We start from the raw sequence: 11,441 nt of genomic DNA on the forward strand, positions 1-11,441 counted from the left end.
GGATCAGCGGTTCGGTGGACTATAAGGGATTCGAATCAGGCCCACCACCGCCGCTCGGATGGCCAGGTGGCGGGCGCTGTCAGGCCGTTTCAGGGGGCCTTGATCATCTCCAGGTTGCCCAGCAGTTGGGTGGTCGGTTGGCTGATCTGCACCGCAGGCAAGTGCAGGATCAACTGCCCCGACTGACTGGCACGGGCCCGCAACTCGACCCGCGAGCCTGCCGGGAAAGCTTCGGCAGCAAAGCGCAGCTGAAAGGGCAGTGGTTGCGCGGTGCCGCGTTGCTTGGCGCTGGCCAGCAGCTTTTGCGGACGTCCCTTCGAATCGATCACCAGCAAGGCCATTTCAACCTCGGCACCGGCAGGCACGCCGAGCAGGTTGCCGCTGAGCTGACGCTGGTAGGCTGGCAACGGGCCGAGTTCGACGGGTGCCTTGATGACCGGCGCAGGCGCCGCTGCGGGCGGCGTGACGCTGGCCGCAGGCTTGGGCGCATCGCTGCTGCAGGCGGCGAGCAGGCTGAAAAGGGCGAGCAGAACGAGCGACTTGGTTGGCATTTCGAAACCCGATAAAAGTAGATCCGTCTGTATACCGCAAAGGCTCGGGCTTGTCTTGCCAGTGGGATGCGCTACCATGGCCCTCCCTTTTTTTGTTGCCTGCCACCATGCACTGTCCCTTCTGCGGTGCCAACGACACCAAGGTCATCGATTCACGCCTGGTCGCCGAGGGCGAGCAAGTTCGCCGGCGCCGTGAGTGCCTGGCCTGTGGTGAGCGTTTCACCACCTTCGAAACCGCCGAACTGGTGCTGCCGCGGCTGATCAAGCAAGACGGCAGCCGCCAGCCCTTCGACGAGGAAAAGCTGCGCGCTGGCATGCAGCGGGCCCTGGAAAAGCGCCCGGTCAGCGTCGAGCGTCTTGAGGCGGCGTTGGTGCACATCAAGCATCAGTTGCGCGCCACGGGCGAGCGTGAGGTCAAGTCGCTGGTCGTGGGCGAGTGGGTCATGACCGAGCTGCAGAAGCTCGATGAGGTGGCCTATATCCGTTTCGCTTCGGTCTACCGGCGCTTCCAGGATCTGGACGAATTCCGTGAGGAAATCGACCGCCTGGCCCGCGAGCCGGCCAAGGAGTGACCTGCATGTCCGACCTGGCAGCCAACGACGCCCGGCACATGGCCCGAGCCCTGGAACTGGCACGCAAGGGGGTGTATTCCACCCACCCTAACCCGCGCGTGGGATGCGTGATCGTGCGGGACGGCGAAACGGTCGGCGAAGGCTGGCATGTCCAGGCCGGAGGCCCCCATGCCGAGGTGCATGCACTGCGTCAGGCTGGTGATCGCGCCCGCGGTGCCACGGCCTATGTAACGCTGGAGCCGTGCAGCCACCACGGGCGTACACCGCCGTGCGCCGAGGCGTTGGTCGAAGCAGGGGTGGCGCGGGTGGTGGTGGCGATGCAAGACCCGAATCCGCAGGTGGCCGGGCAGGGCCTGGAGCGCCTGCGGCAAGCGGGCATCGCCGTCACCTGTCCGCTGCTCGCGACCGAGGCGCGTGCGCTGAACCCCGGTTTTCTCAAACGCATGGAGCACGGCCAGCCATACATTCGGGTGAAACTGGCCATGAGCCTGGACGGGCGCACGGCCATGGCCAGCGGCGAGAGTCAATGGATCACCGGGCCCGCTGCGCGCTCGGCGGTGCAGCGCCTGCGGGCTCAATCCAGTGCCGTGCTGACCGGCGCCGACAGTGTGATCGCCGACGGCGCCCGCATGACCGTACGCGCCGCCGAGCTGGGGCTGGATGCCGAGACCGTCGAACTGGCCACCCGCCGCACCCCGTTGCGTATCCTGATCGACGGTCGCCTGCGGGTGCCGCTGGATGCACCGTTCTTCCAGGCAGGGCCCGCGCTGGTGGTGACCTGCGCAGACGCGGCAGCGCATCCGCAATACGCCCATGGTGGCCATGAGTTGCTGAGTTTGCGTGGCGAGGACGGCCGGGTCGATCTGCCGCAACTGTCCATCGAGCTGGCACGGCGAGGCATCAATGAAGTGCTGGTGGAAGCTGGGGCGAGTCTGGCCGGTGCCTTCGCGAAGCAGGGCCTGGTGGATGAATACCAGCTGTTCATCGCCGCCAAGTTCATGGGCTCCACGGCGCGACCGTTGCTCGACTGGCCGCTTGAGCGCATGAGCGAAGCGGCGCCTTTGCAGATCATCGAAATGACCGCGGTGGGCGACGACTGGCGGGTGATTGCCGTCCCGGCCCCGAACCCCGCGCCACAGCCCGCTACGGTACCGACAAAGCGCGTATAATTTTCGGCTTGCGCCTGGCGCCAGCCCAGTTCTGGAGGAGAACTCATGTTCACCGGTATCATCGAATCCATCGGCAGCATCCGTGCGTTGACCCCCAAGGGCGGTGACGTGCGCGTCCACGTGGACACCGGCAAGCTCGACCTGGGTGACGTCAAGCTGGGCGACAGCATTGCCATCAACGGCGTCTGCCTCACGGCCGTCGAACTGCCAGGCCATGGTTTCGTTGCCGACGTCAGCCGCGAAACCCTGGACTGCACCGCCTTCCACCAGCTCAAGAACGGCAGCCGGGTCAATCTGGAAAAGGCCCTGACCCCCACCACGCGTCTGGGTGGGCACCTGGTCAGCGGCCATGTCGACGGTGTCGGCGAAGTGGTTTCGCGCCAGGAAAATGCCCGAGCCGTGGAATTCCGTATCCGCGCGCCCAAGGAACTGGCCAAGTACATAGCCCACAAGGGTTCGATCACCGTCGACGGCACCAGCCTGACCGTGAACGCCGTGGACGGCGCCGAGTTCGAGTTGACGATCATTCCGCACACGCTGAGCGAAACCATCATGGACGACTACCGTCCCGGTCGCCTGGTCAACCTCGAGGTCGATCTGCTGGCGCGCTACCTGGAGCGACTGCTGCTGGGCGACAAGGCCAGCGAGTCGAGTCATGGCGGGATCAGCGAAAGCTTTCTGGCCGCCAACGGCTACCTGAAATCCTGAACAGTCTGCTGTTCTGAACACAAGGGGGTGCCGCGTGGCGCTCAACACGATCGAGGAACTGGTGGAAGATATCCGCCAGGGCAAGATGGTCATCCTGATGGATGACGAAGACCGCGAAAACGAAGGCGACCTGATCATGGCCGCCGAATGCTGCAAGGCCGAGCACATCAACTTCATGGCCCGCCATGCGCGCGGCCTGATCTGCATGCCGATGACTCGCGAGCGCTGCGAGACGCTCAAGCTGCCGCTGATGGCACCGCGCAATGGGTCGGGCTTTGGTACCAAGTTCACCGTGTCCATCGAAGCAGCTACCGGCGTCACCACGGGCATCTCTGCCGCCGACCGCGCACGCACGGTTCAGGCTGCGGCCGCTCGCGAGGCCCGCGCCGAAGACATCGTCAGCCCCGGGCACATCTTTCCGCTGATGGCGCAGGCGGGCGGCACCCTGGCCCGCGCCGGTCATACCGAAGCGGCCTGCGACCTGGCGCGCATGGCCGGCTTCGAGCCGGCCGGGGTGATCTGCGAGGTGATGAACGACGATGGCACCATGTCGCGTCGTGCCGAACTGGAAGTGTTCGCCGCCGAGCATGACATCAAGATCGGCACCATCGCCGATCTGATCCATTACCGGATGATCCATGAACGTACCGTTCAGCGGATTGCCGAGCAGCCGCTGGACAGTGAGCTGGGCCAGTTCAACCTGGTGACCTACCGCGATTCGGTGGAAGGCGACGTGCACATGGCGCTGACCCTGGGCACCGTGCTGGCGGACCAGCCGACCCTGGTGCGGGTGCACAACATGGATCCGTTGCGCGACCTGCTGATGGTCAAGCAGCCTGGCCGCTGGAGCCTGCGGGCCGCGATGAGCGCGGTGGCAGAGGCCGGCAGCGGCGTGGTGCTGCTGCTCGGTCATCAGCAGGACGGTGATGTGTTGCTGGCACACCTGCGCGAAAGCGCCGGGCAGGCCACGGCAAAAACACCGACCACCTACAGCATCGTTGGCGCCGGTTCACAGATCCTGCGGGACCTGGGCGTGCGCAAGATGCGCCTGCTCAGTTCGCCGATGAAGTTCAATGCGATATCCGGATTCGATCTGGAAGTTGTAGAATACGTGCCCTCCGAATAAAGACTGGCTGCAAGGTTCGCCGCAGTGCCGCCTAGATGGCGGTGTGCTCGAACCGCAGCGTCGATATTCGTGATCCATTATCCGCAAAGGCCGCCTGCAGGCGGCCTGGCTCTTTAAGATGAGACAGACCCGAATGACCCTGAAGACCATCGAAGGTACCTTCATCGCCCCCAAAGGTCGCTACGCCCTGGTGGTTGGCCGCTTCAACAGCTTCGTCGTCGAAAGCCTGGTGAGCGGTGCCATCGATGCCCTGGTTCGCCATGGCGTCAGCGAAAGCGACATCACCATCATTCGCGCCCCCGGTGCGTTCGAGATTCCGCTGGTCGCACAGAAGGTCGCCCAGCAAAGTGAATACGCCGCGATCATCGCCCTGGGTGCGGTCATTCGGGGCGGTACGCCGCACTTCGAATACGTCGCCGGTGAATGCACCAAGGGCCTGTCCCAAGTGTCGATGGAGTTCGGCGTGCCGGTCGCCTTCGGCGTACTGACCGTGGACACCATCGAACAGGCCATCGAGCGTTCCGGCACCAAGGCCGGCAACAAGGGCGCTGAAGCCGCGCTTTCGGCCCTGGAAATGGTCAGCCTGCTGGCGCAGTTGGAGGCCAAGTGATCAACGACGAAAGCGATCGCTTCAACCCGCGCGATCCCAAGCCTGCAGACGCCGGCAAGCCTTCGCGCAGCGCCAAGCGCCGTGAAGCCCGCCAGTTGGCGACCCAGGCCCTGTACCAGTGGCACATGGCCAAGCACTCGTTGAACGAGATCGAAGCGCAGTTTCGCGTCGATAACGACTTCAGCGACATAGATGGCGCCTACTTCCGCGAAATCCTGCACGGTGTGCCGGCCAGCCGCGATGAAATCGACAGCGCGCTGGCGCCCTGCCTGGACATCACCATCGAGGAGCTCGATCCGGTCGAGTTGGCCGTGCTGCGCCTGTCCACCTGGGAACTGCTCAAGCGTGTCGACGTGCCGTACCGCGTGGTCATCAACGAAGGCATCGAGTTGGCCAAGGTGTTCGGTTCCACCGACGGCCACAAGTTCGTCAACGGCGTGCTCGACAAGCTGGCGCCGAGCCTGCGTGGCCCGGAAGTAGCAGCGCACAAGCGCTGATCGCGGACATGCAGCCCATGGGCGAATTCGAGCTGATCCGACACTATTTCGCCGCTGCGTCCTGTGCGCGGGCCGGCGAGGGTGTCGCCCTGGGCATCGGCGACGACTGCGCCTTGTTGGCACTGGCGCCGGGTGAGCAGATGGCGGTTTCCACCGACACCTTGGTGGCGGGCGTGCATTTTCCCGACGGTGCCGATCCTTTCCTGCTGGGCCAGCGCGCCCTGGCCGTTGCGGCCAGCGACCTGGCCGCCATGGGCGCCAGCCCCCTGGGCTTTACCCTGGCCCTGACCTTGCCCAGCGTTTCAGCACAATGGCTGGAAGAGTTCGCCAGCGGCCTGGATGCCATGGCCGAACGCTGCGCCCTGCGCCTGGTCGGCGGCGACACGACCCGTGGCCCGCTGAGTTTGACCCTGACGGTCTTCGGCAGCATTCCCCGAGGTCAGGCCCTGACCCGCAGCGGCGCCCGACCGGGTGATCTGCTGTGCGTGGGTGGCAAGCTGGGCAATGCCGCAGGTGCCCTGCCACTGGTGCTCGGCCAGCGTCGCGCCGAGCCAGAGGTGGCCGGGCCGTTGCTGGCGCACTACTGGTCGCCGATCCCGCAGTTCGTACTGGGCCAGGCATTGCGTAGCCGGGCCAGTGCAGCGCTGGACATCTCCGATGGCTTGTTGGCCGACTGCGGCCACATCGCCAGGGCCTCGAAAGTCGCCCTGCGGGTGGAACGCGAGCGGCTACCGGTGTCCAATGCCCTGCAGGCGCTGCTGGGACTGGAAGGTGCCTGGTCGGCAGCCCTGAGTGGCGGTGACGACTATGTACTGGCGTTCACCCTGCCTCCTGAAGAAGAAGCCAGCCTGCGCGCGCAGGGCGAGGTGTTTTTCGTCATCGGCCAAGCGAGTGTTGGCGAAGGCGTCACGCTGGTCGATCATCACGGCCAGGACATCACCCCGACCATCCGGGGCTACCAACATTTTGCGGAGACACCGTGACAGACCATCCCAACCAGGTTCCAGCGGAGTTCGTGCCCCCCTCGGTGTGGCGTAATCCATGGCATTTCCTGGCCTTCGGTTTCGGCTCCGGAACCCTGCCCAAGGCGCCGGGCACCTGGGGGTCGATGGTCGCCGTGCCGTTCATTCCGTTGTGGCAGATGCTCCCGGATTGGGGCTACTGGCTGATGCTGGGTGTGAGCATGCTGTTCGGCATCTGGCTGTGCGGCAAGGTCGCCGACGATCTGCGCGTGCACGACCATGAAGGCATCGTCTGGGACGAGATGGTGGGCATGTGGATCACCCTGTGGCTGGTGCCCGAAGGCTGGGTGTGGTTGCTGGTGGGGTTTCTGGTGTTCCGCTTTTTCGACATTCTCAAGCCGTGGCCGATTCGCTGGATAGATCGCCATGTGCATGGGGGTGTGGGTATCATGTTCGACGATGTGCTGGCCGGGGTATTTGCCTGGTTGGCCATGCAGTTGCTGGTGTGGGGTTGGAGCTTCGTGTGAACCGGCCTCGGGTGGATCGGCTGTGAGGGCGCAACGGATGGGTCGATGGCGATGGCTGCTGGGCGCAGCGGTGCTGATCTGCGGGGCGGCCATCGCAGGCGTGTTGCCGCAGCCGGCGCGCATCGATCTGGTCAGTGAGGCATGGGAAGACTACACCGACGCCGATGGCAAGGGCCTGGCCTGGGACGTGTTGCGAGAAGTGTTTCAGCCGGCGGGTGTCACGGTGGTCATCCACACCGCGCCTTACATTCGCTCGGTCGGCCTGGTGCAGCAGGGCCAAGCCGATGCCTGGGTTGGTTCGTACCAGAACGAGACGCAGGCCCTGTACCCACGTTGGCATTACGACACCGATCACATCTACGCCCTGAGCCTGGTCGACAAGCCTCAGGTCGATTTCACCAGTCTGGGTGGCTATCGCTTGGCCTGGGTACGGGGCTACCAGTTCCAGAAATACCTGCCCAACGTGAAGATCTACAACGAGATTCAGCGCCGCAATGGCATCCTGCCCATGCTCGAACACGACCGTGCCGACTATTACGTCGATGCCCTGACCGAAATCGAAGTCATCCTGCGCGAGACGGCCGATCCCGATCGTTTCAAGCGTGTACACGTGGCCGAGCTGCCGTTGTATCTAGGCTTCAACGACAGCGCGCGCGGGCGGGCGTTGCTGGCCATTTATGACCAACGCATGGAGCAGTTGGTCCAAGGCGGACAGCTGCGCGGCATCTACCAGCGCTGGGGCCAACCTTATCCATTCGATGCACCCCAGCCAGCGCCTTGACCGGCGTGTGTAAAGCGCGCCACGATCATCCGCTGAGCAGGCCCGCAGAGCTGCTGTTACAATACTGCCCTTGTCAAGTTCATCAAGAATCAGGAGCACCCGGTGCCCGTCGTTTTTGTCGCTGCTTCTCAGCTTCCCACGCCTTTCGCTTTGTTCACCATGCATGGTTTTCTCGATGAGGCCACAGGCCGCGAGCATGTCGTGCTCAGCCTGGGCGATGTGGCTGACGGTGCGCCCGTGTTGGGACGCCTGCATTCGGAATGTCTGACGGGGGATGCGCTGTTCAGCCAGCGCTGTGACTGCGGATCGCAGCTCGAGGCCGCGTTGCAGGCCATTGCCCGTGAAGGCCGTGGCGTATTGCTGTACCTGCGTCAGGAAGGTCGGGGTATAGGCTTGCTGAACAAGATCCGTGCCTATGAACTGCAGGACGGCGGTGCCGATACGGTCGAGGCCAACGAGCGCCTGGGCTTCGCTGCCGATCAACGCGACTACGGCATGTGCGAACCGATGCTCGAACACCTGGGTGTCAAAGCCTTGCGCCTGATGACCAACAACCCGCGCAAGGTCAAAGCGCTGACCGACATGGGCATCAACGTTGCCGAGCGGGTGCCACTGCACACCGGGCACAACCCGCACAACAAATACTATCTGGCGACCAAGGCCGGCAAGCTTGGCCACATGATGGGCAACGAGCATCAGGGCGAAGTCGTCGGCACGATCCGCAAGGGTAGCGAAGGGATGTAGTGTGCAATGCAGGGCCGACGCCGTCGGCCCTGCATTGCGATGTCGTCAGCGCTGCAGCAGACGCTGACGCAGGGTGATGGCGGCTTCGATGCCGGCGGCATCCAGGCCGCACTCGGCCAGCATCTGCGCCGGCTTGGCGTGTTCCACATAGGTGTCCGGCAAGCCCAGGTGCAATACAGGCTTGAGCACGCCTTCGCGGGCCAGGAACTCGCTGACCGCCGAACCTGCACCGCCCATGATGGCGTTCTCTTCCAGCGTGACGAGTAGATCGTGGCTCTCGGCCAGTTCGCGCACCAGTTGCTCGTCCAGCGGTTTGACGAAGCGCATGTCGGCGACGGTGGCATCCAGCTTCTGCGCCACCTTCAGTGCTTCGGCCAGCTGCACGCCGAACACCAGAATGGCAACGCCACGACCTTGCCGACGGACCACGCCCTTGCCGATCTCGATGCTGTCCAGGCCCTGGTGAATCGCCGCGCCCGGACCGTTGCCGCGTGGGTAGCGCACGGCTGCCGGACCTGGGTAGTGGTGACCGGTGCTGAGCATCAGGCGCAGCTCGTTTTCATCGCTGGGCGTCATCACCAGCATGCCGGGGATGCAGCGCAGGTACGACAGGTCGTAGCTGCCGGCGTGGGTCGGGCCGTCCTCGCCCACCAGGCCGGCGCGGTCGATGGCGAACAGGACGTCGAGGTTTTGCACCGCCACGTCGTGGATCAGTTGATCGTAACCGCGCTGGAGGAAGGTCGAGTAGATCGCGACTACCGGCTTGGTGCCCTCACAGGCCATGCCGGCAGCCAGGGTCACCGCATGCTGCTCGGCAATGGCCACGTCAAAATACCGTTCGGGGAAGCGCTCGCTGAACACCACCAGGTCCGAACCTTCCTTCATGGCCGGGGTGATGCCGACCAGGCGAGGATCGGCTTCTGCCATGTCGCACAGCCATTGCCCGAATACGCCCGAGTACTTCGGCCCGCTGGCCTTGGCGGGAGCGGCGACCGGCGCGTCGAGCGGGTCGAGCTTGGTGATGGCGTGGTAGCCGATCGGGTCGACCTCGGCCGGAGCGAACCCCTTGCCCTTCTTGGTAACCACATGCAGGAACTGCGGACCCTTGAGGTCGCGCATGTTGCGCAGGGTGGCGACGAGTGTCGGCAGGTCGTGGCCGTCGATCGGGCCGATGTAGTTCCAGCCCAGTTCTTCGAACAGGGTGCCGGGAACCAGCATGCCCTTGGCGTATTCCTCGGTGCGGCGGGCGATTTCCCACGCACCGGGCAGGCGCGACAGGACCTTCTTGCTGCCCTCGCGCATGCTGGTGTAGGTGCGGCTGGAAAGAATCTTGGCCAGGTAGTTGGACAGGCCGCCGACATTGCGCGAAATCGACATGTCGTTGTCGTTGAGGATCACCAGCATGTCGGCGTTGACTTCCGGCGCATGATTGAGCGCTTCGAAAGCCATGCCTGCGGTCAGGGCGCCATCGCCGATCACGGCAATGGCCTTGCGCCCGCTGTTCTGCAGGCGTGCGCCGATGGCCATGCCCAGCGCGGCGCTGATGGACGTGCTGGAGTGCCCGACGCCAAAGGTGTCGTATTCACTTTCACTGCGTCGCGGGAAGGCGGCGATGCCGTCCTTCTGGCGCAGGCTGGCCATGCGTTCGCGGCGACCGGTGAGGATCTTGTGCGGGTAAGCCTGGTGGCCGACGTCCCAGACCAGACGATCGTCGGGTGTGTCGAAGACGTAGTGCAGGGCGATGGTCAGCTCGATGACGCCCAGACCGGCACCGAAATGCCCGCCGGTCTGGCCGACCGTGTAGAGCAGCTCCTGGCGCAGTTCGTCGGCCAGTGTTTCGAGCTCGGCTTCGCCCAGACGGCGCAGGCCGGCAGGAGTGTCAGCACGGTCGAGCAGGGGCGTCGCCGGGCGTTCGCGGGGGATCTCTTGAAACGTCGTGGGCATCAGGCGAATCGTTATGAGTTTTAAGAATGGAGCAGTTTACCTGATGCGGCGGCGGCTGCGCACGCGCTCGTCAGTTGCGTCGCGTCACAATGTAACGTGCCAGCTCGCGCAGCGGCTCGGCCGCGGCATCGAAAGGCTGCAACGCGTGCAAGGCCTGATCGCGCAGATCCAGGGCATAGGCCTTGGCGGCTTCCAGGCCGAGCAGGGCCGGGTAGGTCGGTTTGTTCAAGGCGATGTCGGCACCTTGGCGTTTGCCCAGGGTGGCGGTATCGCTTTCGACGTCGAGGATGTCGTCCTGTACCTGGAACGCCAGCCCTACCGCCTGGGCGTAGGCTTGCAGCGCTTGAAGTTGCGCTGGCTCGGCGCGGGCGCTGGCCAGCGCGCCGAGGCGTACGCTGGCCTCGATCAAGGCACCGGTCTTGTGCCGGTGCATGAATTCGAGGGCGTGCCGGTCGAGCTGCAGACCCACCGAGCCCAGGTCGATGGCCTGGCCACCGACCATGCCGGCGGGGCCTGCGGCCTGGGCCAGCACCTGGACCATGCTCAGCCGGATAGCGTCGCTTTGCGGGCTCAGGCTCGGGTCGAGGAGGGCAGTGAAAGCCAGGCTCTGCAGGCCATCACCGGCAAGGATCGCGCAGGCTTCGTCGAACGCCTTGTGGGTGGTCGGCTGGCCACGGCGCAGATCGTCATCGTCCATGGCCGGCAGGTCGTCGTGCACCAGCGAGTAGGCATGGATCAGTTCGACCGCGCAGGCCGCGCCATTCGCCTGACTTGCGTCGCCACCCAAGGCCTCGCAGGCGGCGTAGGCCAGCAGCGGGCGGACCCGCTTGCCACCGTTCATGACGCTGTAGCGCATGGCCTGGTAAAGCCGGGTCAGCTCCGTCGACGGAGGGATGAACAGACCTTGCAGCGCGCCATCCACGCGTTGTTGGCAGAGAGCCTGGTAGGCAGCGATCATTCAGGCTGTTCCGTGTCGAAGGGTTCTTCTGAGAGTTCGCCGTCCTTTTCCAGCAGCACCTGGACTTTCTGCTCGGCCTGGGCGAGCGCGCTCTGGCAGTCACGGGTGAGGCGGATACCGTTCTCGAAAGCGCTGAGCGAGTCTTCCAGCGAAAGCTCGCCGTTCTCCAGGCGTTCGACCAGCGTCTGCAGGTCGGCAAGGGATTGTTCGAAATCCAGGGAGGCTTTTTTGCGGGCCATGGCAGCGGTCTCGGCGAGAAGGATTGAAACCGGGCGACGTTATCAGACAGGCG

14 protein-coding genes are annotated in these 11,441 nt (G+C 64.6%); 10 read left to right on the forward strand and 4 right to left on the reverse strand.

The window, feature by feature from the left end; translation table 11 throughout:
- Positions 1-89: 89 nt before the first annotated feature.
- Positions 90-551, reverse strand: coding sequence for a YbaY family lipoprotein (locus tag ASF66_RS11740; RefSeq protein WP_056843968.1), 462 nt, complete (start codon positions 549-551; stop codon positions 90-92).
- Positions 552-658: 107 nt separating this feature from the next.
- Between ASF66_RS11740 and nrdR the strand changes: the two genes are divergently transcribed.
- The 10 genes from nrdR to ribA all read left to right on the forward strand — a co-directional run bounded on the left by nrdR (position 659) and on the right by ribA (position 8,247).
- On the forward strand, positions 659-1,123 hold the full coding sequence (gene nrdR, locus ASF66_RS11745; RefSeq protein WP_161804299.1) for a transcriptional regulator NrdR: 465 nt from the start codon (positions 659-661) through the stop codon (positions 1,121-1,123).
- A 5-nt stretch (positions 1,124-1,128) separates the two neighbouring features.
- Positions 1,129-2,292 carry a bifunctional diaminohydroxyphosphoribosylaminopyrimidine deaminase/5-amino-6-(5-phosphoribosylamino)uracil reductase RibD gene (gene ribD, locus ASF66_RS11750; protein ID WP_056843969.1) on the forward strand — a complete coding sequence of 388 codons (1,164 nt, stop codon included), beginning with the start codon at positions 1,129-1,131 and terminating at the stop codon, positions 2,290-2,292.
- A gap of 45 nt (positions 2,293-2,337) precedes the next feature.
- Positions 2,338-3,000, forward strand: coding sequence for a riboflavin synthase (locus ASF66_RS11755; RefSeq protein WP_049860799.1), 663 nt, complete (start codon positions 2,338-2,340; stop codon positions 2,998-3,000).
- Between the two features lie 34 nt (positions 3,001-3,034).
- Positions 3,035-4,126, forward strand: a complete 1,092-nt coding sequence (gene ribBA, locus ASF66_RS11760; RefSeq protein ID WP_056843970.1) for a bifunctional 3,4-dihydroxy-2-butanone-4-phosphate synthase/GTP cyclohydrolase II — start codon at positions 3,035-3,037, stop codon at positions 4,124-4,126.
- 133 nt (positions 4,127-4,259) lie between these two features.
- Entirely contained in the window at positions 4,260-4,736 is a 477-nt protein-coding gene (gene ribH, locus ASF66_RS11765) for a 6,7-dimethyl-8-ribityllumazine synthase (RefSeq protein WP_049860801.1), read from the forward strand.
- Positions 4,733-5,233, forward strand: coding sequence for a transcription antitermination factor NusB (gene nusB, locus ASF66_RS11770; RefSeq protein WP_049860802.1), 501 nt, complete (start codon positions 4,733-4,735; stop codon positions 5,231-5,233). Before ribH ends, nusB begins: the two co-directional genes overlap by 4 nt.
- A gap of 17 nt (positions 5,234-5,250) precedes the next feature.
- Positions 5,251-6,216 carry a thiamine-phosphate kinase gene (gene thiL, locus ASF66_RS11775; protein WP_056844281.1) on the forward strand — a complete coding sequence of 322 codons (966 nt, stop codon included), beginning with the start codon at positions 5,251-5,253 and terminating at the stop codon, positions 6,214-6,216.
- On the forward strand, positions 6,213-6,722 hold the full coding sequence (locus ASF66_RS11780) for a phosphatidylglycerophosphatase A family protein (RefSeq protein ID WP_049860803.1): 510 nt from the start codon (positions 6,213-6,215) through the stop codon (positions 6,720-6,722). Before thiL ends, ASF66_RS11780 begins: the two co-directional genes overlap by 4 nt.
- Positions 6,723-6,759: 37 nt before the next feature.
- Complete coding sequence (locus ASF66_RS11785) at positions 6,760-7,503, forward strand: substrate-binding periplasmic protein (protein WP_056843971.1); 744 nt, start codon at positions 6,760-6,762, stop codon at positions 7,501-7,503.
- 102 nt (positions 7,504-7,605) lie between these two features.
- On the forward strand, positions 7,606-8,247 hold the full coding sequence (gene ribA / locus ASF66_RS11790; protein ID WP_056843972.1) for a GTP cyclohydrolase II: 642 nt from the start codon (positions 7,606-7,608) through the stop codon (positions 8,245-8,247).
- 45 nt (positions 8,248-8,292) lie between these two features.
- Here the strand turns inward: ribA and dxs are convergent, their stop codons facing one another.
- The 3 genes from dxs to ASF66_RS11805 form a co-directional block, all read right to left on the reverse strand.
- On the reverse strand, positions 8,293-10,191 hold the full coding sequence (dxs, locus tag ASF66_RS11795; RefSeq protein WP_056843973.1) for a 1-deoxy-D-xylulose-5-phosphate synthase: 1,899 nt from the start codon (positions 10,189-10,191) through the stop codon (positions 8,293-8,295).
- Between the two features lie 70 nt (positions 10,192-10,261).
- A complete protein-coding gene (gene ispA / locus ASF66_RS11800; RefSeq protein WP_056843974.1) occupies positions 10,262-11,149 on the reverse strand; it encodes a (2E,6E)-farnesyl diphosphate synthase in 888 nt (295 codons plus the stop codon).
- A complete protein-coding gene (locus tag ASF66_RS11805) occupies positions 11,146-11,388 on the reverse strand; it encodes an exodeoxyribonuclease VII small subunit (protein ID WP_049860808.1) in 243 nt (80 codons plus the stop codon). The genes ispA and ASF66_RS11805 overlap by 4 nt, the downstream gene beginning before the upstream one ends.
- Positions 11,389-11,441: the final 53 nt, after the last annotated feature.

The sequence above is a fragment of the Pseudomonas sp. Leaf129 genome (genome assembly GCF_001423465.1).
GTDB lineage: Bacteria > Pseudomonadota > Gammaproteobacteria > Pseudomonadales > Pseudomonadaceae > Aquipseudomonas > Aquipseudomonas coleopterorum.